Raw genomic sequence first — 23,328 nt, 5'->3', positions numbered from 1 at the left:
GATTAGAACTCCAAGCCGTTTTCACGAGCAGCATCAGCCAAGGCTTTGATACGACCATGATATTTAAAACCAGAACGGTCAAATGCAACTTTAGTAACACCAGCTGCTTTAGCGCGTTCTGCGATTAAAGCACCTACTTTTTGAGCTGCTTCAACGTTACCAGTTGTACCCGCACGTAGAGTAGCGTCTAAAGTAGAAGCTTGCGCTAATACTTTGCCACCATCTGCAGAGATAACTTGAGCATAGATGTGACGCGGAGTGCGGTTTACACACAAACGAGTCGCACCCAATGCACGGATGTGCAAGCGTGTGCTTTTCGCACGACGCAAACGGGATTGTTTCTTTTCGTTCATAAGAACCTCGCGCCTTATTTCTTCTTAGCTTCTTTACGAAGTACAACTTCGTCAGAATAACGAACACCTTTGCCTTTATATGGCTCTGGTGGACGGTAACCACGGATATCTGCAGCAACCTGTCCTAAAGCTGCTTTATCAGCAGATTTAAGAATGATTTCAGTTGCAGTTGGAGTTTCAGCAGTTACACCTGCAGGAAGTGCATAATCGATCGGGTGAGAGAAACCAAGGTTAAGATGAACAACGTCACCTTTAACCGCAGCTTTATAACCAACACCGATAAGCTGTAACTTACGTTCGAAACCTTCGCTAACACCTTTTACAAGGTTGTTAAGCACAGCGCGAGCAGTACCAGCTTGCATCCAAGCGTCTTTCGACTCTTGTACTGGAGCAATAGCTAGAATACCGTCTTCCTGTTTAAGCTCGACCAGCGCATGCAGGTTGAAAGACAATGTACCTTTAGTGCCTTTCACTTCGACCTGCCGGCCGTTCTGAGTAACTGTTACACCGTTAGGTACAGTTACTGGGGCTTTAGCCACACGAGACATGAGGAATCACCTATTAAGAAACAAAAGCAATAACTTCACCACCAACGCCTGCAGCACGTGCAGCGCGATCAGTCATGATGCCTTTGCTTGTAGAAACAATTGCAATACCTAAACCTTGCTTAACGCTAGGAAGTGCATCTTTACCGCGATACTGACGTAGACCTGGACGGCTTACGCGCTTCACAGTTTCGATAACTGGTTTGCCTTCGAAATACTTTAAAGTCAAAGTAAGAGTTGGTTTGCCTTCAGCATCCGCAACTTCTACGTTTGAAATATAACCTTCTTGTTGAAGTAAGTTAGCAATTGCTACTTTCAACTTAGAATTAGGCATAGAAACAGTTTGTTTCTTTGCCATTTGTGCGTTACGAACACGTGTTAGCATGTCGGCAACGGTATCTTGCATACTCATCTATAGTGCTCCTTACCAGCTTGCCTTAACAACGCCAGGTACATCACCTTGCATTACTGTTTCACGTAATTTGTTACGGCTTAAACCGAACTTACGGAAGTAACCATGAGGACGACCAGTTAAACCACAACGGTTACGTAGACGTACTGGAGATGCATTACGTGGTAATGCTTGTAATTTCATCATCGCTTCGAAACGTTCTTCGTCTGATGCATTTACGTTTGCAATAACAGCTTTTAATTCAGCACGTTTTGCAGCGTATTTAGCAACAGTAGCTTCGCGTTTCAATTCGCGATTAATCATACCTTTCTTAGCCATATCGACCTCTTATTTGAACGGGAAGCCGAATGCACGCATAAGCGCACGGCCTTCGTCATCGGTGCGAGCAGTCGTAGTAATGGTAATATCCATACCACGAATACGATCAATCTTGTCAAAATCGATTTCAGGGAACATGATTTGTTCCTTAAGACCCATTGAGTAGTTACCACGACCGTCGAATGATTTCGCAGAGAAACCACGGAAGTCACGGATACGAGGGATCGCAATCGAGATCAAACGGTCCAAGAATTCGTACATACGTTCGCCGCGTAAAGTAACTTTACAACCGATCGGCCAACCATCACGGATTTTAAAACCAGCGATTGATTTACGAGCTAACGTAAGTACTGGTTTTTGACCAGCGATAGCTTGCATATCTGAAAGAGCACCATCAAGGAGTTTTTTGTCGGCAGCAGCTGCGCCAACACCCATGTTGATCGTGATTTTAGTGATGCGAGGAATCTCCATCACATTCTTAACGCCCAATACTTCTTGTAATTGGGCTTTAAGTTCGTCGTTGTAACGTGTTTTAAGTCTGGCCATGGCCTATATCAACCTATTACTTCGCTACCGCCACTGATTCACCATTTGATTTGAATACGCGAGTTTTCACGCCATCAATCACTTGGTAACCAACACGGTCAGCCTTTTGGGTTGTAGCATTAAAAACTGCCACGTTTGAAATATGAAGCGAAGCTTCCTGAGTTACAACGCTACCTTCAGCGCCTGTAGCACGGTTCGGCTTCTGATGCTTCTTCACCAAGTTAAGGCCTTCAACCTTAACACGGTCATTAGAAACAGACAGAACAGTACCCTGTTTGCCTTTTTCTTTACCTGCGATCACAATTACTTGATCGCCTTTTTTAATCTTAGCCATGATCGCCTCTTATAGAACTTCAGGAGCCAATGAAATAATTTTCATGAACTGTTCAGTACGAAGTTCACGAGTCACTGGTCCGAAAATACGAGTTGCAATCGGCGCTTTGTTGTTGTTCAAAATAACAGCAGCGTTATCGTCGAAACGAATCACTGAACCGTCTGCACGACGGATACCGAATTTTGTACGAACTACAACCGCATTCATCACGTCACCTTTTTTAACACGTGCGCGTGGAATTGCTTCTTTTACAGTAACTTTAATAATGTCGCCAACAGAAGCATAACGACGATGCGAGCCACCAAGTACTTTAATACATTGTACGCGGCGTGCACCACTGTTGTCTGCTACGTCGAGCATAGTTTCGGTCTGAATCATTGCCCTACTCCAAAACCGAGCAACACCGGTCGAAATTTCGAAAGGCTCAAAGAGTACTCGAAATTGACCGATGATGCAACAAGAACGTTAATTACTCAGCAGCTGCTTCAACAACTTCAACTAGAGTCCAAGACTTAGTTTTAGAAATTGGGCGGCTTTCTTTAATGGTTACAACATCACCAGCTTTCGCTGTGTTGTTCTCATCATGAGCATGTAATTTTGTTGAACGGCGGATTAATTTGCCATACAACGGGTGTTGAACTTGGCGTTCAATAAGAACAACGATAGATTTATCCATCTTGTCGCTTACAACTTTGCCAGTTAACGTGCGGACTGTTTTATCACTCATTGTCCGTTCCCCTGTTTTTCGGTAAGGAGGGTCTTAATACGAGCAATAGTCTGACGAGTAAGTGCAACTTCATGCGATTTACCCAATTGACCAGTTGCTTTCGCCATACGAAGACGGAATTGGTTAAGCTGTTGCTCATCAAGCAAAGCTGTCAACTCTTCTACCGACTTTTCACGTAGATCTTTAGTTTTCATTACATTACCGTCCGAGTCACGATAGCGGTTTTAAACGGAAGTTTAGCTGCTGCAAGCGTAAACGCTTCGCGAGCCAATTCTTCGTTAACACCATCAATTTCGTACAAGACTTTACCTGGTTTGATTTGGCAAACCCAATATTCCACAGAACCTTTACCTTTACCCATACGCACTTCAAGAGGCTTAGAAGTAATCGGTTTGTCCGGGAATACACGGATAAAGATCTTACCACCACGCTTAATACGACGGCTAATTGTACGACGCGCTGCTTCAATTTGACGCGCAGTCATTTGACCACGTTCAACTGATTTAAGTGCAATAGTACCGAAAGATACTGTGCTACCGCGGTGTGCTAGACCAGTGTTACGGCCTTTCTGCACTTTACGGAATTTAGTACGCTTAGGTTGCAACATGGATTATTCTCCTTTTTCAGCAGAACGATCATTGCGACGACCACGACGCTCTTGACCTTCACCACGACCACGACCGCGTTTAGCTGGACGCTCTTCAGCTGGAGCTGGGTTCATGACTTGTTTCATGCCGCCCAAGATCTCACCACGGAAGATCCAAACTTTAACACCGATCGTACCGTAAGTAGTCTCAGCACGCATAGTCGCATAGTCGATATCTGCACGAAGCGTATGTAGAGGTACACGACCTTCACGATACCACTCAGTACGAGCAATCTCAGCACCACCTAAACGGCCCGAAACTTCTACTTTAATACCTTTAGCACCAGCACGCATTGTGTTTTGAACCGCACGCTTCATAGCACGACGGAACATTACACGTTTTTCCAATTGAGAAGCGATAGCTTCAGCAACTAGACGCGCGTCTAAGTCTGGACGATCAATTTCATTGATACTTACTTGCGCAGGAACACCCATGATAGATGTTAATTCGCGTTGTAGTTTCTCAATATCTTCGCCTTTTTTACCGATTACGATACCTGGACGAGCAGTGCTAATAGTTACTTTAGCAGCGCCTGTAGGACGCTCGATAAGAATGTTGCTGATCATCGCGTTTTTAAGTTTTTTGATCAAAAACTCACGAACTTGAAGATCTTTAAGCAAGTATTCAGCGTATTGTTTCGGATTCGCATACCAGTTAGCGTTATGACGTTTCACAACACCTAGGCGGATACCGATTGGATGAACCTTCTGACCCATATCAAACCCCTACCTTAACGGTGATGTGACAAGTACGCTTAGTAATACGATCTGCACGGCCTTTAGCACGTGGCATAATACGTTTCAGGCTCATGCCTTCATCAACGTAGATCGTAGAAACTTTAAGGTCGTCTACATCTAAACTGTTATTGTGTTCAGCGTTTGCAATCGCAGATTCCAACGCTTTCTTAACTAGAACTGCAGCTTTTTTGTTGCTGAAGTTAAGGATGTTAAGAGCGTGCGCAACAGATTTGCCGCGGATAAGATCTGCAACCAAACGAGCTTTTTGTGCCGAGATAGCGGCACCGCGTAATTTAGCAGTTACTTCCATCATAGCACCCATTAACGTTTAGATTTCTTGTCAACACCGTGACCGCGATAGGTACGAGTTGGTGCAAATTCACCAAGCTTGTGACCAACCATGTGCTCAGAAACGATCACAGGAACGTGGTTACGGCCATTGTGTACAGAAATTGTTAAACCAACAAAATCCGGGAGGATCATCGAACGACGCGACCAAGTTTTGATCGGCTTACGGTTATTAGCCGCGATAGCCGCTTCAACCTTAGCGAACAAGTGCGCATCGACGAATGGGCCTTTTTTCAGAGAACGAGGCATTGTCAGATTCCTTTACTTGTTACTTAACGCGACGGTCGCGAATAATCATCTTAGTCGTACGCTTATTGGTACGTGTCTTGTACCCTTTAGCTTTTTGACCCCATGGGCTTACAGGTTGAATACCTTTGTTACGCCCTTCACCACCACCATGTGGATGGTCAACTGGGTTCATCGCCATACCACGAACGGTAGGACGAACACCACGCCAGCGTGATGCACCAGCTTTACCTAGTGAACGAAGGTTGCTTTCTGAGTTAGATACTTCACCTAACACAGCACGGCATTCAACGTGAATTTTACGCATCTCGCCTGAACGCAGACGAACGATAGCGTAAGAACCGTCACGACCCAACAGCTGAACTGAAGTACCAGCTGAACGAGCTAACTGCGCGCCTTTACCGATTTTAAGTTCGATGTTGTGAAGAGTAGAACCGATAGGCATGTTGCGAAGCGGCAAGCAGTTACCTGGACGAATTGGAGCATCGTTACCAGACTGTACTTTATCGCCAGCGCGAAGGCCTTTAGGAGCGATGATATAACGACGCTCACCATCAGCATACAATACAAGTGCAATGTGTGCAGTACGGTTAGGATCGTATTCGATACGCTCTACAGTTGCAGGAATACCATCTTTGTTACGTTTAAAATCAACTAGACGGTAGTGCTGCTTGTGACCGCCACCAACGTGACGAGTCGTGATGTGACCGTTATTATTACGGCCGCCAGTACGTTTTTTAGCTTCAACCAACGGAGAGTATGGTGCGCCTTTGTGAAGGTGATCGTGAACCACTTTCTCTACAAAGCGACGTCCTGGAGACGTTGGCTTACATTTTTGAATAGGCATAATTCTCGTCCTTATTCCGCTGTGCTTTCAGCGGTATCGCCCAAGTCAGCCATTTCAACATCTTGGCCAGCTTTCAGGGTGACGTATGCTTTTTTAACATCAGAACGACGTCCTAATGTTTTACCAAAGCGTTTAGACTTACCTTTAGTGATAGTCGTGTTAACTTTAACAACTTCCACACCAAAGAGTTGTTCCACTGCTTTTTTGATTTCAAGCTTGTTTGCATTTAATGCAACTTTAAACACTTGAACACCAGCAGTTTCACCTAAAACTTGTGCTTTTTCTGAGAATACAGGTCCTTGCAGGACTTGATAGATACGTTCGTTGTTCATCCGAGTTCTACCTCAATTTTCTTAGCAGCAGCTACAGACATAACAACTTTGTCGAACGCAATCAAGCTAACCGGATCGATTGCAGCAGCATCAACCACATCAACGTGTGGAATGTTGCGCGCAGCAAGATACAGGTTCTCATCAACAGCATCAGTAACGATCAATGCGCGAGTCGCATTCAAGTCGTTAAGTTTTGCAAGCAATTCTTTAGTTTTTGGAGCTGCAACAGCAAACTCTTCAACTAAAACTAAGCGATCTTGACGAACAAGTTCAGCTAGGATGCATTGCATAGCACCGCGGTACATTTTACGGTTTACTTTTTGAGACCAGTCTTGTGGACGAGCAGCAAAAGTTTTACCACCGCCAACCCAGATTGGGCTACGAATAGAACCAGCACGAGCGCGGCCAGTACCTTTTTGACGGAATGGCTTGCGACCACCGCCAGAAACGTCTGCACGTGATTTCTGAGCTTTTGAACCTTGACGGCCACCAGCTAAATAAGCTGTAACCACTTGGTGAACAAGAGCTTCATTAAATTCACGACCGAACGCAACTTCTGATAATTCAACAGCAGAGCCGGAAACAGTATTTAAATTCACGTTATTTCCCCTCAGGCCTTGATCGTAGGACGAACGATTACGTCGCCACCAGTAGCACCAGGAACCGCGCCTTTAACAACTAGAACTGAACGTTCTGTGTCGATAGCAACGATCTCAAGACCCTGTGTAGTTACGCGTTCAGCACCTAAATGGCCAGCCATTTTTTTGCCTTTGAATACGCGACCAGGAGTCTGGTTTTGACCAGTAGAACCTAAAACACGGTGAGAAACTGAGTTACCGTGAGTTGCATCTTGCGTACGGAAGTTCCAACGCTTAACACCACCTTGGAAACCTTTACCTTTAGATTGACCAGTTACGTCAACAACTTGACCAACTTGGAACAATTCAACGGTAAGCGTACCACCAACTTCACGACCTTCAAGATCAGCTTCTGTAGCACGGAATTCTTGAACTAGACGACCAGCTGCAACACCCGCTTTCGCGAAGTGGCCTTTCTGAGCGTTAGTTACGCGAGATTCGCGACGTTCACCAGTAGTGATTTGAATCGCTTGATAACCATCAGTTTCAAGCGTTTTGATTTGAGTGATGCGGTTAGGATCAACCTCAATCACTGTAACAGGCACAGAAACACCAGCATCTGTAAAGATACGTGTCATACCGCACTTGCGACCGACTAAACCAATAGCCATGTGCATAAACCTCTAAAAAAGCGGCCTAATTAACTTAGAGTGTTAATTAACCCGAAAGCCTTAACCCAATGCGATCTGAACATCAACACCAGCTGCAAGATCTAACTTCATCAATGCATCTACAGTTTTGTCTGTAGGTTGAACGATGTCGATCAAACGCTTGTAAGTACGGATTTCGTACTGGTCACGCGCGTCTTTGTTTACGTGTGGTGATGTTAAAACGTTAAAACGTTCAATGCGTGTTGGCATTGGAATTGGACCACACACTTGTGCGCCAGTACGTTTTGCGGTTTCTACGATTTCTTGAGCTGATTGATCAATCAGGCGATGATCAAAAGACTTAAGACGGATACGAATTCTCTGGTTAGACATACCAGTAAACTCCAAGCCAAATATATAAAGAATCACTCTTGACGCATCTCACCCCACTTTATATGGGCAAGTGTCAAGAGCAGTGAAATATCACTAAGGTCATGATCGATGCCACGACTGTAACGATAGTTAACTACTTTATTCGCAGTTAACCCCCTTCCTATTGAAGGGTCGCTTATTATAGCCATTGTTTAATGCATAAGCAAATCTCTTTTATGGTTTTATCCAAGTTTTCAATTTATGACTTAAAACAATAGTTTATTGTTTAAATATTAGGCAGTTTTTGCCAAAACATATTCTATAGCACGATTTAATATCTGATTTCCTTCAATAAATTTTTGCTTCGTGGTTTTTTTTAATTCAAATAAATTTTGCACATATTTTCCTGAAAATTGCGCAAGCTCTTCTTCATTTTCCAAAAACAATGCCAGGGTTTCCGACGTGATTTCAGGATGAAACTGGAAGCCCAATACATTTCTGCCCAACTGGTACATCTGATTACGACAGGCTTCATTTTCTGCCAGATGGACTGCACCTTTGGGCAATTCAAATGTTTCATTGTGCCATTGCAGAATATTAAACTGCTCCGGCAGGCTAAAACACGTCTCTGGTAGATTCGCCACTCTGTGCACCGTGGTCCACCCCAATTCTTGTTCTGGATTGCGACTAACACCTGCACCCAAAGCATTTGCAATCAACTGCCCACCCAGACACAGGCCAATTGCCGGTTTACCATGCGAAAGATAGCGACGCAACCAGCGTTTTTCTATTTTTAACCAAGGGAAATTCGCTTCATCATTCACACTCATGGTACCACCCATAATGATCAGCAAATCCACCTCTTCCACTGCAGGCAGCGCCTCGATCTCCAAAGGTCGATCGACGGGTAAAGCAAAAAATTCAGTCGCTGTAATGTGCGCCTGATACTGCTTTAAAAATTCATAACAACTACCAAAACCTTCACCAGCAATATGCTGAAAATAATGCACTTTTAAATGCGATTTCATGCTCCTCAACCTATTTTTTTAGCTATATAGATTTAGGTTTTGCAAAAATGAAGCCAACTTTTTATAAGACTTGTTGTTTTTAAACAATTCACAACGTAACTGGCAGTGAGTCACAGATTCTCTTAAGCTAGAGTAATATTTGATTACATTTGAGCGCATTCACGTGAAACAAGACCCTCAAACTCGCCTGATTCATGCACCACGAAAGGCTCCTCAAGCGATTTCCACCATTCAGCCTCCCCTCTATCGTGCATCGACGGTTATCTTTAACAATACCGATGCCCTGTTTAATCGCCATTGGACCGATGACTATGATTATAGTTATGGCACGCATGGCACGCCTACGACCTTTACGCTGGGCGATAACATCGCACAACTCGAAGGTGGTTTATATCACCTGCTCGCACCGAGTGGTTTATCCGCGATTAATCTCGTGAATTCTTGCTTTTTAAGCCAGGGCGATGAGGTTTGGGTGGCTGACAATATCTATGGTCCAAACATGGAGCATTTACGCAATATGGAAAAGCGTTATGGAATTACGGTTAAGGTCTACAATCCCATAGAGCTTGATACATTTCAGCCTACAGATAAAGCCAAACTGATCTGGCTCGAGGCTGCTGGCTCAGTCACCTTGGAATTTCCGGATCTGGCTGGTTTAGTGAAAAAAGCTCAGGCACACAATATTCTTACTGCGCTGGATAATACCTGGGGCGCAGGTCTGGCTTTTGATGCCTTTGATTTTAGTGAAGAGCATTTAAGTGTAGATATGACGGTACATGCACTGACCAAATATCCAAGCGGCGGTGGTGATATCCTGATGGGCTCAGTGGTTACGCGAGATAAGACCCTGCATCACAAACTGTTCCGTGCGCATGCCATTCAGGGCATTAGTGTTTCTGGTGATGATGTGGCACAGATACAACGTAGTCTGGCTTCGATGCAACTGCGATATCAACATCAATCCAACAGTGCGCTTACATTAATGACATGGCTTAAACAGCAAACCGAGTTTGTGCAAGTACTTCATCCTTCAGATCCGGACAGTGCAGGCCATCAGTACTGGAAAGAAATTTGCAAGCAAGGTGATAGTGCCGGCCTGGTCAGCGTGATCTTTGACAGCACATACGTAATGCAGGATATCCGGAATTTCTGTGATAGCTTAAAACTGTTTAAGCTTGGCTTTAGTTGGGGTGGCCCTGTCAGTCTGGTCATGCTATATAACTTAAAAGACATGCGTGTGCTGGAACATTCACACTTAAAAGACGGCTTGCTGGTTCGTTTCTGTATTGGACTGGAATATCCGGAAGATTTGATTCAAGATATTCAGCATGCACTAGAACAAATGAAAAAACTTAAAAACGAATAATAAATAACAGGAAAAGCTATGGGTAGACCAATTGTTATTGCTAAAAAAACTGCGGATACCACACAGGATATTGTGCTGCATTCCCAACTTGCCAATCGACATGGCTTGATTGCAGGTGCCACTGGTACCGGAAAGACTGTGACTTTAAAAGTATTGGCGGAGAGCTTTTCTCGAATTGGTGTACCTGTATTCCTCGCCGATGCCAAAGGCGATGTGTCCAGCCTGGCCAAAGCAGGTGAAAGCAGCCCCAAGTTTGATGAACGGATTAAAAGTCTCAATATCGAGTCCATTCCTTTTGCAGCCTCACCAGTGGTGTTTTGGGATTTATTTGGCGAACAGGGTCATCCGATTCGCACTACCATTTCTGAAATTGGCCCGCTGCTGCTGGCGCAAATACTGAATCTGAATGACACCCAGGAAGGCGTTTTATCTGCCGTGTTTCGGATTGCCGATGATCAGGGTTTATTGCTGATCGACTTTAAAGATCTGAAAGCGATGCTGAGTTATGTCTCTGAGCATGCGGCTGACTTTAAAGCTGAATATGGCAATCTTTCACCCGCCAGTCTCGGTGCGATTCAACGTAATTTGTTAGCACTGGCTGACCAAGGCGGTGACCAGTTTTTTGGCGAGCCGGCGCTGGATCTGATGGACTTTTTGCAGACGGATAGTCAAGGACGTGGCAATATCAATTTGTTGGCGGCTGACAAGCTGATGAATACGCCTAAGCTATATGCCACGTTCTTACTCTGGATGCTCTCCGAGCTGTTTGAACAGCTTCCCGAAGTGGGCGATCTGGACAAACCTAAACTGGTGTTTTTCTTTGATGAAGCCCATCTCTTATTTGATAATGCCAGCCCTGCCCTGCAAGAAAAAATTGAGCAGGTGGTGCGTCTAATTCGCTCGAAAGGTGTAGGGATTTATTTTGTCACGCAAAATCCGTTGGACTTACCTGAAAGTGTATTAGGCCAGCTCGGCAATCGGGTTCAACATGCTTTGCGGGCTTTCACTCCCAAAGATCAAAAAGCAGTGAAAACCGCAGCAGAGACTTTCCGAGCCAATCCTGAATTTAAAGTCGATCAGGTGATTACCGAACTTGCTGTCGGTGAAGCCCTAATTAGCTGCCTGGATGAAAAAGGCATTCCGCAAATAGTAGAGCGTGGCTGGGTCATGCCGCCGCATTCATCCTTTACACCGATCTCGCTTGAAGAACGCAAGGCTCTCATGCAGCAAAGTATTGTCGCCGGTATTTATGAGCAGCCAGTCGATCGGGATAGCGCCCATGAAATGCTGCAAAATAAGGTCGCAGAACGCCAGCAACAGGCTCAGGCCGCCGAACTTGCCAAACAGCAAAGCAAGGAACAGGAAGCTCTTGCCAAGCAGCAAATTAAAGAACAGGAACGTCTGGCACGAGAACAGCAAAAAGAAGCTGAACGCGCAGCCAAGCAACGAGAAAAACTGACTCAGGATATTGTCGGCACCTTTGCCAAAAGTGCTGCCCGTAGCCTGGGCGGGAGTACTGGGCAGAAAATTGTGCGCGGCTTACTGGGTTCGCTGTTTGGCCGCAAATAATCCCGCTCCTTTTCCGATCATCATCACACTTTTTATGGGATATTTTTATATCCCGTAATTTTTTTATGGTTTTATGACTATGCGCTATTGTAAAGCCATTTTAAAAGATGTAATTTAAATACATCTTTTAAAAAACACCTGTAGACGGCTCTCATGACTCCACAACATATTGAACTTGTACAAGCGACTGTTCCTGTTTTACGTGAAAACGGCGTAGCACTTACCACGTATTTCTATAACCGCATGCTGAAAAACCATCCAGAGTTGAAAAACACCTTCAACATGGATCATCAAAGTACTGGCCGTCAACCACGTGCCTTGGCTGCCGCAGTACTTGCCTATGCCGAAAACATTACCAATCCGGGCGTTTTGGCCAAAGCCATCGAACGCATTACCACTAAACATGTCAGCCTGGATATTCAACCGGATCAATATGCGATTGTCGGTGAGAATCTGTTGCACTCGATCAGCGAAGTTTTAGATGTACCCATGGACTCAGACCTGATTGCAGCCTGGAAAGAAGCGTATATGCAACTGGCAGATATTTTGATTGGTGTGGAAAAATCTAAATATGCCACCCTAGCTTCTGAAAATGGTGGCTGGGCGGGCTGGCGCGAATTTGAAGTAGCAGCAGTGAATGATACCGACGCAGGTAAAATCTTTACACTTAAAGCTAAAGATGGTGCAGCGATTGCAAGTGCTGAAGCCGGTGAACATATTTCAGTACGTGTACAGGTGCCTGAACAGCACATTCGTCAACCACAACAGTTTAGCTTTGATCAGGCTCAAAACGAGCAATATCAAATTACTGTGAAAGCGGAAGAAAATCCAACCGCATTCTCGGTTGCACAGACACTGATCGACCACTACAAAGTTGGTGATGTAGTTGAAGTGTCTGCCCCGCTCAAGCTTTAATTACCAAAACGGTTTAGACTAGCATCAGATTCTGATTAAAAGCTCCATTCGTGGAGCTTTTAACATTCAATTCTTTCATTTTCTAGCTGTTGACGTTATGCAACTCAATAAATTCACTGACTATGCGCTTCGGATTCTGATGTATGTCGCACAGCCACGTGATCTCCCCTATACCATTGCAGAACTTGCCGAGCGATTACAGGTTTCACAAAATCATGCCATGAAAATCGTGCATTTTATGGCGAAACAGGAGTGGCTGATTACCACACGTGGTAAAGGTGGCGGCATACGTTTAAATCCGGCCAGCCTGAACCTCCAGCTGGGACAGATTGTGCGGATCCTGCAACGCGACAGCAATGTAGTGGAATGCAATAGCCCACCCTGCGTATTACGTCCGACCTGTGGTTTAAAAGGTATTTTAGATGATGCGGTGGAACAGTTTTATAGCAGTCTGGACCAATATGTGCTTAAAGATGTGATTAGGCCACGAAATGCGCGTTTCAGTACAAATTCTCCGATCGGCCTGATTAATCTTTAAAGTCTTCCGGGTCAGGTCTTGTGACTTATTCTTGCGGCAAAGTTCGCTTGCCTGTGCGACTTCCTTTATAATGTTTCATTGTAGATCATTTATTGAAGTTGAGTTATGCACCACAGCAGAGGAAAATCCAAAAACAGTAAGACAGCCCATGCGCCTAAGCAAAAGATCAGCTACGAGAAAAAAGTTGATTCTGCCATTACTGAATATTCTGTGCGCGCACTCAACTGGCTACGCAAAGCCGAATTTTTAATGAGTGCACCCAAACTCAGTCTTTGTGTAGAAGATACAGGCTATGAAATTGCTTTTGCCGGCCGCTCGAATGCGGGTAAGTCTAGTGCGATTAATGCCCTGACCAACCAGAAACAGTTGGCACGTGCATCGAAAAAACCTGGCCGTACCCAGATGATCAACTTTTTCAGCCTGGGTAATCCGGATCAGCGTCTGGTCGACTTACCCGGTTATGGTTATGCGGCTGTGCCTGAAAAAATGAAACTGGTCTGGCAAAAAGAACTGGAAAATTACCTGATTCACCGTCAAAGCTTGCAAGGCCTGGTATTGTTGATGGATATCCGTCATCCCCTGCAACACTTTGATGTAATGATGCTGGAATGGGCTTATTCCCGCCAGTTATTCGTGCATGTGTTATTGACCAAATCTGACAAACTAAACCGTGGTCCTGCATCCAAAGCCTTGCAGGAAGTCAAAGCGGCATTGAAAAAGATGAAGCTGGATTTCTCGATTCAACTGTTTTCCTCCATGAACAAACAAGGTTTAGAAGAACTGGCCAGCGTCATGGGTGGCCGTTTGAACTTTACCTTAGATCAAGCATCTGAATATGATCTGGACAGCATTCCGGAAGCATCAGCGCATGATTTGAATGAATCTGATGAACCGCTTGAAGAGCTCGAGCTTAGTGAAGCTGATTCTGAGCATGCTGAAGTATCGACTCATGATTTAAATGAAGCTGAAGAACCGCTGGAATTGCTTGAGCAGGATCAATCCGAGCTTAAAGCGGCAGATGAGCTAAATCAGAATAAGCGTTCAGCGGATTAAGACCATATCACCTAAATGATCTGTGATCATTCTTGATTTATTAAAACTCAACGTACAAATAAAAAAGCAGGTCAAATACCTGCTTTTTTTTTATTTTTTTAAATGTTTTAGCTATCTGTAGCTTGAAGATCGGGTTCACGCGTATGCCGGTCCACCACCACGCTGATCATCATATCTCCCTGAACATTCACCACTGTACGTACGGTATCCAGTAAACGGTCGATCGGCAACAGAATGGCAATTGCCTCGGCAGGCAAACCTACCGATTGCAAGACCATAATCATAGTCACCATACCGGCACTCGGAATCCCCGGTGCACCTAAGGATGCAATCATCGCAGTCGCGCAGACCACCAGTTGCTGCCCCAGACTCAGATCCAGCCCCATTAAATTGGCAATAAACAGAGCTGCAGCTGCTTCATACAGCGCCGTACCATCCATATTTAACTGGGTCCCAAGTGGAATTACAAAGCCTGCGGTATGTGGGCGTACCCCTAAATTTTCCTGTGCGCATTTCATCGACAGGGGCATGGTGGCCGAACTGGAACTGGTGGCAAAGGCAGTAATCAAGGCAGCACGTGTGCCTTTAAAGAACGTGACCGGATCCATCTTGCCGAAAATCCATAGCAATAAAGGCAAGACCACGATGCCATGAAAAATCGTCGTACCGGTGACTACCGCAGCGAATTCAGCCAGACGACTAAGAACCGAAACATCTTCAGTGGCAATTAATTTGGCCAATAAGGCAAAAATACCGAGTGGTGCCAGTTTCATTACCCAGCCAATCATCAACATCATGATTTCGAAAAACTGGTGACTCAGCTTGCGCACGGTACGAAATTTATCTCCTCCCGCAACCAGTGCCACACCAACAAATAGCGCAAAGACTACCACCGCCAAGACATTGCCATCCGAAAATGCTTTAAAGGGATTGATCAAGGTATTTTGAATAAAGTTGGTAAAGAAAGAAGAAGGCGTCAGCGTATCCGGTGTTTGATGTTGTGCCATGGCATCCTGGAACATCAGCACATCCACACCCTTACCGACATCAAACAGATGCGCACACGCCAGACCTAAAATAAGTGCCAAGGTAGTGGTGGTCACACAGCACATCAGGGTAATTTTCCAGGTGCGGCTTAGCTGCCCACCCGCCTGCAGATTGGATACGCCGACCACGATCGAGCTAAAAATCAGCGGCACTAACAGCATTTTTAACAAGCCAATAAAAATACTGCTGACGATGCCGATGCCATATAAGCTGATATCAAAAAATGAGGTCTGCGGAAATATCGTCAATAGAAATCCAAACAGCACCCCCAATACGGCGGCAGTTAAAATTTGCGTATTTAAGCTCATCTTTTCATGCATTTTTAATATTGATCTTAAGCCGCACTATGCCATGCAGTGTCTATAGAATCGAGTAATATTTTATAAACGCATGGTTGAAGCATGGCATCAAATGGCCTTTTTCATCCGGCTTAAAAACAAAAAACCCAATCTAGGATTCGGCTTTTTGACAGACTACAAACTTATTGTGTTTCGATTTCACGTAAGCGGATCAGACCTTCCTGAGAGGTACTGCAGACCAGCTCGCCGTTCTGCCACATCCGGCCAAAATTCAGGCCGCGCGAACTGGCGCTCTGGGTGGCATCCATATCGTAAAGCATCCATTCATCCGCACGGAATGGTTTATGGAAGTACATGGCATGGTCAATACTGGCACATTGTAAGCTTGGCGAAATATAACTCAGACCATGTGGACGAAGCGCCGTGGTCATCAAGGTAAAGTCAGAATAGAAAGCAGCAATGGCCTGATGCAAGGAGATCTGATCGACTTCTGCAGCAATACGGTCATGCGTACGGATATAGTGTGCATAAGACGGTGCTTCAGGTTGAGGCTGGAATGGATTTTGCGGATTGACCGGACGAATTTCCACATGACGATCACGAGTGAAAGATGCACGAACATTTTCCGGAATAAACTCAATAATCTGCTTGATCAGCTCTGCTTCATTTTTCAGGCTTTCTGCCGGTGGATATTCAGGCTCTGAAATCTGGTAATTCAGGCCCTCTTCCTGATGCGCGAAAGACACCATACACATGAAAATGGTACGGCCATGCTGAATAGCGCGCACCTGACGGCTGACAAAGCTCTTGCCGTCACGGATACGATCCACTTCATAAATAATCGGTGCATTGACATCCCCGCCAAATAGAAAATAGGCATGTAATGAATGTGCCGGACGATCTGTGGTATAAGACGCGGCGCGTAGTGCCTGCCCTAAAACCTGCCCACCGAACACGCGCTTGCCTACCAGATTCCGGCTGATTCCCCGGAAAATGTTTTCTTCTAACTTTTCTAAGCTGAGCAGCTCGACCAGTTCCTGTGTTAAGGCATTCATAAGCAACCTATGTAATATTGGAGATATCCAAAACGGAAAAACGGATCTAAATAATTGATCTGGAATATTCTGCCACAAAATCAGACCGAAACTCTAAAGTTTGTATGATTGTTCTGTCATACTGATGTCATAAGTGACTAGGAAAAGCACCTGCTTTCACGCTAAAATTGAAGCACTTCTGTTGAAGTTGTTAAAAAAAGATATATTGTTTCGCTTTAGAAACCCGCAAAATAAATTCCCTCAGAAGTCCTGTGGTTTTGGTCAGTAAAATTAGGAGCAGCTATGTCCAAGAATGGCTTTGGTCAAATGTATCGCAAGCTTTCAAGTAAGTTACTTGATCTTGTGGTTACCCCTCATGTTCTTGGGGAAGTACCAAGTGAAGTGACAGCGCCTGAATCTGATCAGACTGCAGCAGAATCGCAGAAACTGGTCTGCTACGTTTTACAGAACCATTCGCGTAGTAATGCACTGGTTGTCGATGCAGAAACGCGACGCTTAAAATTGCCGGCTGCACTTGATCCAATGCAACTGGGCAATAATAAGGAAAAAGCATCGGTACTGTTTTTACAGCATCATGATGAAAATAACCTGTTGAGTTCTCCCCCGCATGCTTTCCCGCCACGCCTGTTACGTCTGATTGAAATCCTGGAACAGCATCCTGAGCTGGATGTCGAACTGGTTCCGGTAACAGTACTTTGGGGACGTGAACCTGAGAAAGAAGATTCCTGGTTTAAGCTTTTATTTACCGATACTTGGTCTACGCCAAGCCGGGTCAAACAACTGGTCAATATCGGCCTGCATGGTCGCCAGTCTTATTTAGAGTTTCATGAACCGCAATCTTTACGCACCTTGATTAACTTTGCCAAAGAGACGCATCCAAATTCAGCGCCAGCAACTTATATTGTCAGCACTTTAAATGATTACCTGGATGGTCAGCGTGAAGTCATTCTCGGGCCGGATCTGTCCGACCGCCGTAATGTCATGCATGGCCTGATCAAGTCGCCAGATGTACAGGCGGCGATTCGCAATGACAGTATTCGCAGCAAAATCTCGATGCTGGAGTCTGAACGTCGCGCCATCGGTTATCTGAACGAAATCGTTTCCGATTATTCTCATTCTACTGTACGTTTTGCCGATAAAGCCCTGACCCGCTTATGGACCCAGCTTTATGACGGCGTAGAAGTCCATAATTTCAGTACCGTGCGTGAATTGGCCAAGGATTATGAAATTGTCTATACCCCATGTCACCGCAGTCACATTGACTATTTATTATTGTCTTATGTGATCTATCGCCGTGGCTTGATGGTGCCGTATATTGCTGCGGGCGATAACCTCAATATGCCTTTTGTCGGTCAGATTTTACGTGGTGGTGGTGCCTTCTTTATTCGCCGTACTTTCCGTGGCAATGCACTGTACACTACGGTATTTAAAGAATATCTGTATAGCGTGCTATCACGTAATACCCCGCTGGAATACTTTATTGAAGGCGGTCGCTCACGTACCGGTCGTTTGCTGCCACCTAAAACGGGCATGCTGGCAATGACCGTGCATGGTCATTTACGTGGCAAGTCCAAACCGATTGTATTTGTACCGACCTATATCGGCTATGAACGCCTAATGGAAGGTGGTACCTATGTCGGTGAGATGAGTGGTAAGCCAAAAGAAGCCGAGTCTATTTTTGGTATTTTGAAAACCCTGCGCAAGATTGAACGTATTTTTGGCAAGGTGCACCTGAACTTTGGTAAACCGGTATTTCTGGATGATATCCTGAAACAGCATGGTGCAGAAAATATCAAGATCGAAAAGAACGATGATCCGGTTCCACAAGCGGTTTCTGACGCGGTGAATAGCTCTGCACAGGCTATTCTGGAAAATATTAACAGTGCAGTCGTGATCAATCCGGTATCGTTATTATCTTTAATCTTGCTGGCCACGCCAAAACATACGCTGGATGAAGAAATCTGTATCAAACAGCTGGATACCTATCGCACCTTGCTCACCGCCCTGCCTTATGATGAACGCATGCAGGTTACACCGCTGTCAGGCAAAGAAATAATTGCCTATGCAATGAAGCTGAAACTGATCAAACGGGTGAAGCATGTACTGGGAGATATTATTGCGATTGAGGATAATCAGGCGGTTCTGCTAACTTACTTCCGTAATAATATTGTGCATACTTTTATATTGCCATCCCTGATTGCAGCCCTGACTGAACATAACGGCACCATCCGCCGTCATGATGTGATCAATATCAGCAGCACCCTATATCCGTTCCTCAAAGCTGAGCTATTTTTAAAATGGCATGAAGATGAGATTCAAAATCAGGTCAATGCCCATATTGATAGCTTAATTGCCTCGAAACTGATCACGCAAGATGGCGAAAACCTGATTGCACCTGCACCGAATACGGAAGCGCATCATCAGCTCGAAGTTCTGGCTGCACCTGTGACTCAAAGTCTGGAACGTTATTACATGACTTTGGCACTGATTACCCAGCGTGGTTCTGGCAATATCTCGACCCGTCAGGTTGAAGAGCTCAGTTATCTGGTCGGTCAGCGCCTGTCTGTGCTGTACGAGTTCAACTCGCCAGAGTTCTTCGATAAAGCCTTATTCCAAAGCTTTATTAAGGTATTAACCCAAAAAGGTTATCTATGTACCAATGAAGACAATGCGATTGTTTTTGATGAACAGCTGACCAATGTGGCGCAGTATGCACATTTGGTACTGGATGAAGTGAAGTTGCAGATGCTGCATCACATCACCGACTTTACGGATGAAGAGTTGAAAGAAGCTTTGGATGCAGTTGCGGCTGAACAAGCCAAGAAACGCGCGAAGCGGAAAAAGAAGTAAGGCTTTTTATTCCCTCTCCTTTCAGGAGAGGGCTAGGGAGAGGTAATTTCAAAAAGCCCTCCTCCTAACCTCCTCCCAGAGGGAGGAAGAACTTCAATCTACTGGATTTATTTTTTCATTAACTCCAAATAATCCTCATAACAATCTGGATGCTCTAACTCAAATCCCATTTTCTGCATTCGAGTCGCATAAAGTTTCTTACCTGTCACCTGCTCGCTTTCTACTTGCAGCAAAGGAAGTCCCATCTGTTGTTGGAACCATTGCAATATTTCATGCATTAATTTTGGCCGGTTATCAGTCACAATATAAGACCTTTCAGGATGTTCCACGTGAATCATATGTGATAAGAAACGTGATAAATCTTCAATATGAATCCGGTTGGACCAGTGCAGATTAGGATAACTCGTCATCGAGGCGGCCATTTTCTGCAGGCGTATTACTGAAGTACCGTAAATGCCGCTCGGACGAATGATGGTAGATTGCTCAGGATAAGCAGTGAAATAAGCCTGCTCCATCTGCTGCAAGATTTTGCCCTGAGTATCATTCGGGTGAATTTCAGTTTCGTCATCTACGATTTCACCGGAATTTTGCCCATATCCTCGTGTCGATGACACCACCATAATCCGCTTCACCGGATGCTGTTTCAAGGCAGCCACAATAGGTTGAACCGAATCCAGATAAGTCTGCTGATAGCCTTCAACCGTACTTTGTTTTGGACTAAGTAATACATAGACCCAGTCAATCGGAGGAACTGCTGTTAAATTCAGTTGATGCACATCCTGAATCAGATGAGTTGCGAATGAATCTGTTTTGGGACTCTGGCTAATTGTGCTAATTTGATGACCTTGCTCAAATAGTTGTTTAGCCACACGTCGGGATGTTTTACCATAACCGATAAATAAAATATGCATTGAGCACCGAATCACAAATCTGGTTGAGGGGACATGGCTGCAGTCCATCAGTTACAAGGCGTTGGCAATGCCGCCGCTGCATTACTCGAAAAACTAAATATCTTCAATACTGATGATTTGCTTTTTCATCTACCACGTGACTATGAAGACCGTAGCACGATCATTCCTATGAATCAATTGAGCGTGGGACGCAGCTATCTGCTGGAAGGCATCGTTAAAGGTGTGGATTTCCCCCCTGGCAAACGCAAATCCATGGCTGTGCTGCTAGATGATAATTTTGGCAAAGTCACTTTACGTTTTTATCATATTTATAAAGGCATTACTGACCGCTGCAAACTGGGTAACCGTTTAAGAATTTTTGGTGAAGTGCGGGTTGGTGCGCGCGGTCTGGAAATGTATCATCCCGAACTGCAAGTCATTACTGAGGACACACCTTTACCTCAAACCCAGCTTACGGCAATTTATCCGGCGACTGAAGGCCTGACCCAGCCAAAAATACGGGATTATATTCAGCAGGCCTTGGCTCAATACAGCGATCATCTGCCTGAATTGCTGCCAGCAAAATTTAGCAATGGTTATGCGCTGAAACAGGCACTGGAATATATCCATCACCCGCCAGTCAATGCCAATATGCTGCAACTAGCACAAGGCTCACATCCTGCACAGCAGCGCCTGATCTTTGAAGAACTGGTAGCGCATCAGATCAGCCTATTGACACGTCGGGCCTTCATCCAGCAGGTCGAAGCGCCTTCATTTGCGCCCAGTCAGACCTATGCCAAACAGCTTTTAGCCAGTCTGGCGTTTGAAATGACCGCTGCGCAAAAACGTGTATCCAGAGAAATTGCACAGGATTTAACAAGCAATAAACCGATGTTGCGTCTGGTGCAAGGCGATGTCGGCGCGGGTAAAACACTGGTGGCCGGTGTAACGGCCTGCCATGCGTTAGAGGAAGGCTGGCAAGTTGCATTGATGGCGCCTACCGAGATTCTGGCCGAGCAGCATTATCTGAACTTTAAACGCTGGTTTGAGCCTTTGGGCTTAAATGTAGCCTGGCTTTCCGGCAAGCAGAAAGGTAAAGCTCGCGCCGCAGCGGAACAGGTGATTCGGGATGGCAGCGCTCATCTAGTCATCGGGACGCATGCCCTATTTCAGGAAAATGTCGAGTTTGCCAAACTGGGTCTGGTGATTATTGATGAACAGCATCGCTTTGGTGTGGATCAACGTCTTGCACTCAGAAATAAAGGTCTAGATGGTATGTCACCGCATCAACTGGTGATGACTGCGACTCCGATTCCACGCACACTGGCCATGTCGGCCTATGGAGATCTGGATACCTCGGTGATTGACGAGCTGCCACCGGGCCGCACCCCGATTCAGACCGTGACCATTCCATTAGACCGGCGCGAAGAAGTCTTGCAACGGATTGCCAGCAACTGTGCCGAAGGCAAGCAGGCCTATTGGGTCTGCACCCTGGTCGAACAGTCCGAAACCCTAGATGCTCAGGCCGCAGAAGCGACTTTTGCTGAAATTCGGGAACGCTTTCCTGCGCTGAATATCGGACTGGTACATGGCAAGATGAAAGCAGATGAAAAACAGGCGGTAATGCAGCAGTTTAAAAATAATGAATTACAGCTGCTGATTGCCACTACCGTAATTGAGGTCGGTGTGGATGTTCCGAATGCATCCATTATGGTGATTGAAAATGCTGAACGTCTGGGCTTATCTCAACTGCATCAGCTACGCGGTCGGGTCGGCCGTGGTGCCAAAGCCAGTTTCTGTGCCCTACTGTACAAACATCCGCTGTCGCAAAATGGTCAGGAACGCTTAAGAATCATGCGTGAAACCAATGATGGTTTTATGATTGCCGAGAAAGACCTAGAATTGCGTGGGCCGGGAGAACTACTCGGGACCAAACAGACTGGCGACATGAATTTCCGTGTGGCCAAACTTGAACGTGATGATCACCTGCTCAATCAGGCACATTATGTGGCCCAGCAGATGCTCAAGGATTATCCCGATCAGGCCGAGGCATTATTGCAACGCTGGCTACCGGAAGCACCGCGCTATGCCTATGTTTAAATTACTGGAACATGGAAAATCCTGGCTGACCCGCTTACAGCCCTGCCAGCTGTGTCTGACCGATCATCAAACCATTCATTCAGTTTGTAAAGATTGCTGGCGACAATTACCCTGGGCACATCAAACCATTCAACGGCAGGAAATGCAGTTCCAGATTGCCTGCGACTATGCCTACCCGATGGATCGTTTGATTCAACTGTTTAAATATGAACAGAAACTGCATTTGCAAAATTTACTGGCAGGTGTGCTGTTAAGTTTAGACCTGCCTAAAGTCAGTGCGATAGTACCGATGCCGATCTCGAATGAGCGTCTGGCCGAGCGCGGTTATAATCAATCTCTAGTGCTGGCCAAACATGTGGCAAAACAGTTGAATGTACCCATCTGGCAACCTGTTCGACGAATGAAACAACACTCGCAAAAGGGCCTAAGCCGGCTGGAGCGGATTGAAGACATCCAATCACAATTCCAGATCCGTACCATTTCCAAGCTGCGTTACCGTCGGGTGCTGATTATTGATGATGTGGTGACGACCGGCAGCTCGATTCGAGCACTGAGCCAAACACTTGAACAACTGGGCTGTCAAAAAGTTTATGCAGCCTGTCTGGCAGGTGCTCAAATCTGAAAAT

General features: G+C 45.4%; 28 protein-coding genes and 2 pseudogenes. 8 read left to right on the top strand and 22 right to left on the bottom strand.

Annotated elements, in window-relative coordinates:
• Positions 1–2 precede the first annotated feature (2 nt).
• The 19 genes and pseudogenes from rplR to MWG72_RS02520 form a co-directional block, all read right to left on the bottom strand.
• Positions 3–353, bottom strand: coding sequence for a 50S ribosomal protein L18 (gene rplR, locus MWG72_RS02610; RefSeq protein WP_004281497.1), 351 nt, complete (start codon positions 351–353; stop codon positions 3–5).
• A gap of 14 nt (positions 354–367) precedes the next feature.
• A complete protein-coding gene (rplF, locus tag MWG72_RS02605) occupies positions 368–901 on the bottom strand; it encodes a 50S ribosomal protein L6 (protein WP_004645059.1) in 534 nt (177 codons plus the stop codon).
• Between the two features lie 13 nt (positions 902–914).
• Positions 915–1,310, bottom strand: a complete 396-nt coding sequence (gene rpsH / locus MWG72_RS02600; RefSeq protein ID WP_004281499.1) for a 30S ribosomal protein S8 — start codon at positions 1,308–1,310, stop codon at positions 915–917.
• A gap of 12 nt (positions 1,311–1,322) precedes the next feature.
• Positions 1,323–1,628, bottom strand: a complete 306-nt coding sequence (gene rpsN, locus MWG72_RS02595; protein WP_004732275.1) for a 30S ribosomal protein S14 — start codon at positions 1,626–1,628, stop codon at positions 1,323–1,325.
• 9 nt (positions 1,629–1,637) lie between these two features.
• Positions 1,638–2,174, bottom strand: coding sequence for a 50S ribosomal protein L5 (rplE, locus tag MWG72_RS02590; protein ID WP_004645057.1), 537 nt, complete (start codon positions 2,172–2,174; stop codon positions 1,638–1,640).
• A gap of 16 nt (positions 2,175–2,190) precedes the next feature.
• Positions 2,191–2,508 carry a 50S ribosomal protein L24 gene (gene rplX / locus MWG72_RS02585; RefSeq protein ID WP_004281502.1) on the bottom strand — a complete coding sequence of 106 codons (318 nt, stop codon included), beginning with the start codon at positions 2,506–2,508 and terminating at the stop codon, positions 2,191–2,193.
• 9 nt (positions 2,509–2,517) lie between these two features.
• Complete coding sequence (gene rplN, locus MWG72_RS02580; RefSeq protein WP_004281503.1) at positions 2,518–2,886, bottom strand: 50S ribosomal protein L14; 369 nt, start codon at positions 2,884–2,886, stop codon at positions 2,518–2,520.
• A 91-nt stretch (positions 2,887–2,977) separates the two neighbouring features.
• The gene (gene rpsQ / locus MWG72_RS02575; RefSeq protein WP_004281504.1) at positions 2,978–3,235 is read right to left on the bottom strand and encodes a 30S ribosomal protein S17; all 258 of its coding nucleotides are present in this window, start codon (positions 3,233–3,235) and stop codon (positions 2,978–2,980) included.
• Positions 3,232–3,429 (bottom strand): 50S ribosomal protein L29, encoded by a 198-nt coding sequence (rpmC, locus tag MWG72_RS02570; protein ID WP_004281505.1) that lies wholly within the window; start codon positions 3,427–3,429, stop codon positions 3,232–3,234. The genes rpsQ and rpmC overlap by 4 nt, the downstream gene beginning before the upstream one ends.
• Positions 3,429–3,842, bottom strand: coding sequence for a 50S ribosomal protein L16 (gene rplP / locus MWG72_RS02565; RefSeq protein WP_004281506.1), 414 nt, complete (start codon positions 3,840–3,842; stop codon positions 3,429–3,431). The genes rpmC and rplP overlap by 1 nt, the downstream gene beginning before the upstream one ends.
• Positions 3,782–4,598, bottom strand: a pseudogene (rpsC, locus tag MWG72_RS02560) (30S ribosomal protein S3). The gene rplP and the pseudogene rpsC overlap by 61 nt, the downstream one beginning before the upstream one ends.
• Position 4,599: 1 nt before the next feature.
• Complete coding sequence (gene rplV / locus MWG72_RS02555; protein WP_001982638.1) at positions 4,600–4,929, bottom strand: 50S ribosomal protein L22; 330 nt, start codon at positions 4,927–4,929, stop codon at positions 4,600–4,602.
• 11 nt (positions 4,930–4,940) lie between these two features.
• Positions 4,941–5,216: a 30S ribosomal protein S19 gene (gene rpsS, locus MWG72_RS02550; RefSeq protein ID WP_004281508.1), complete on the bottom strand. Its 276-nt coding sequence runs from the start codon at positions 5,214–5,216 to the stop codon at positions 4,941–4,943.
• A 19-nt stretch (positions 5,217–5,235) separates the two neighbouring features.
• The gene (gene rplB / locus MWG72_RS02545) at positions 5,236–6,060 is read right to left on the bottom strand and encodes a 50S ribosomal protein L2 (RefSeq protein WP_004281509.1); all 825 of its coding nucleotides are present in this window, start codon (positions 6,058–6,060) and stop codon (positions 5,236–5,238) included.
• An 11-nt stretch (positions 6,061–6,071) separates the two neighbouring features.
• Positions 6,072–6,392 carry a 50S ribosomal protein L23 gene (gene rplW / locus MWG72_RS02540; protein ID WP_004281510.1) on the bottom strand — a complete coding sequence of 107 codons (321 nt, stop codon included), beginning with the start codon at positions 6,390–6,392 and terminating at the stop codon, positions 6,072–6,074.
• Complete coding sequence (rplD, locus tag MWG72_RS02535; protein ID WP_004281511.1) at positions 6,389–6,991, bottom strand: 50S ribosomal protein L4; 603 nt, start codon at positions 6,989–6,991, stop codon at positions 6,389–6,391. Before rplD ends, rplW begins: the two co-directional genes overlap by 4 nt.
• A gap of 11 nt (positions 6,992–7,002) precedes the next feature.
• Complete coding sequence (gene rplC / locus MWG72_RS02530; protein WP_004645054.1) at positions 7,003–7,641, bottom strand: 50S ribosomal protein L3; 639 nt, start codon at positions 7,639–7,641, stop codon at positions 7,003–7,005.
• 60 nt (positions 7,642–7,701) lie between these two features.
• Positions 7,702–8,013 (bottom strand): 30S ribosomal protein S10, encoded by a 312-nt coding sequence (rpsJ, locus tag MWG72_RS02525; protein WP_000070912.1) that lies wholly within the window; start codon positions 8,011–8,013, stop codon positions 7,702–7,704.
• Positions 8,014–8,285: 272 nt separating this feature from the next.
• Positions 8,286–9,020, bottom strand: a complete 735-nt coding sequence (locus MWG72_RS02520; RefSeq protein WP_005101206.1) for a type 1 glutamine amidotransferase — start codon at positions 9,018–9,020, stop codon at positions 8,286–8,288.
• A 163-nt stretch (positions 9,021–9,183) separates the two neighbouring features.
• Between MWG72_RS02520 and MWG72_RS02515 the strand changes: the two genes are divergently transcribed.
• The 5 genes and pseudogenes from MWG72_RS02515 to yihA form a co-directional block, all read left to right on the top strand.
• The gene (locus MWG72_RS02515; RefSeq protein ID WP_247143164.1) at positions 9,184–10,386 is read left to right on the top strand and encodes a PLP-dependent transferase; all 1,203 of its coding nucleotides are present in this window, start codon (positions 9,184–9,186) and stop codon (positions 10,384–10,386) included.
• A gap of 18 nt (positions 10,387–10,404) precedes the next feature.
• Complete coding sequence (locus MWG72_RS02510) at positions 10,405–11,955, top strand: helicase HerA-like domain-containing protein (protein ID WP_005249894.1); 1,551 nt, start codon at positions 10,405–10,407, stop codon at positions 11,953–11,955.
• Positions 11,956–12,108: 153 nt separating this feature from the next.
• Positions 12,109–12,870, top strand: a complete 762-nt coding sequence (locus tag MWG72_RS02505) for a globin domain-containing protein (RefSeq protein WP_004281516.1) — start codon at positions 12,109–12,111, stop codon at positions 12,868–12,870.
• Between the two features lie 97 nt (positions 12,871–12,967).
• Positions 12,968–13,408: an RrF2 family transcriptional regulator gene (locus MWG72_RS02500; RefSeq protein WP_004732285.1), complete on the top strand. Its 441-nt coding sequence runs from the start codon at positions 12,968–12,970 to the stop codon at positions 13,406–13,408.
• Between the two features lie 105 nt (positions 13,409–13,513).
• Positions 13,514–14,290, top strand: a pseudogene (yihA, locus tag MWG72_RS02495) (ribosome biogenesis GTP-binding protein YihA/YsxC); the annotation flags it as partial.
• Positions 14,291–14,568: 278 nt separating this feature from the next.
• Here yihA and MWG72_RS02490 read toward each other — a convergent pair.
• Positions 14,569–15,816 carry a dicarboxylate/amino acid:cation symporter gene (locus MWG72_RS02490; protein WP_247143163.1) on the bottom strand — a complete coding sequence of 416 codons (1,248 nt, stop codon included), beginning with the start codon at positions 15,814–15,816 and terminating at the stop codon, positions 14,569–14,571.
• A gap of 173 nt (positions 15,817–15,989) precedes the next feature.
• Positions 15,990–16,862 (bottom strand): acyl-CoA thioesterase, encoded by an 873-nt coding sequence (locus MWG72_RS02485; RefSeq protein WP_004645045.1) that lies wholly within the window; start codon positions 16,860–16,862, stop codon positions 15,990–15,992.
• 282 nt (positions 16,863–17,144) lie between these two features.
• On the opposite strand from MWG72_RS02485, the gene plsB reads away from it, so the two are divergent.
• Positions 17,145–19,712 (top strand): glycerol-3-phosphate 1-O-acyltransferase PlsB, encoded by a 2,568-nt coding sequence (gene plsB, locus MWG72_RS02480; RefSeq protein ID WP_247143162.1) that lies wholly within the window; start codon positions 17,145–17,147, stop codon positions 19,710–19,712.
• Between the two features lie 107 nt (positions 19,713–19,819).
• Here the strand turns inward: plsB and MWG72_RS02475 are convergent, their stop codons facing one another.
• A complete protein-coding gene (locus tag MWG72_RS02475) occupies positions 19,820–20,623 on the bottom strand; it encodes a Rossmann-fold NAD(P)-binding domain-containing protein (RefSeq protein WP_247143161.1) in 804 nt (267 codons plus the stop codon).
• Positions 20,624–20,656: 33 nt separating this feature from the next.
• Between MWG72_RS02475 and recG the strand changes: the two genes are divergently transcribed.
• Both recG and MWG72_RS02465 read left to right on the top strand, forming a co-directional pair.
• Positions 20,657–22,702 (top strand): ATP-dependent DNA helicase RecG, encoded by a 2,046-nt coding sequence (gene recG, locus MWG72_RS02470; RefSeq protein ID WP_247143160.1) that lies wholly within the window; start codon positions 20,657–20,659, stop codon positions 22,700–22,702.
• Complete coding sequence (locus MWG72_RS02465) at positions 22,689–23,324, top strand: ComF family protein (protein WP_247143159.1); 636 nt, start codon at positions 22,689–22,691, stop codon at positions 23,322–23,324. The genes recG and MWG72_RS02465 overlap by 14 nt, the downstream gene beginning before the upstream one ends.
• The last annotated feature ends 4 nt before the right edge of the window (positions 23,325–23,328 follow it).

The organism is Acinetobacter lwoffii, assembly GCF_022967985.1.
Taxonomy (GTDB): domain Bacteria; phylum Pseudomonadota; class Gammaproteobacteria; order Pseudomonadales; family Moraxellaceae; genus Acinetobacter.
The sequence above is the reverse complement of the archived record's forward strand: the minus strand, read 5'-3'. Positions and strand labels throughout refer to the sequence as shown.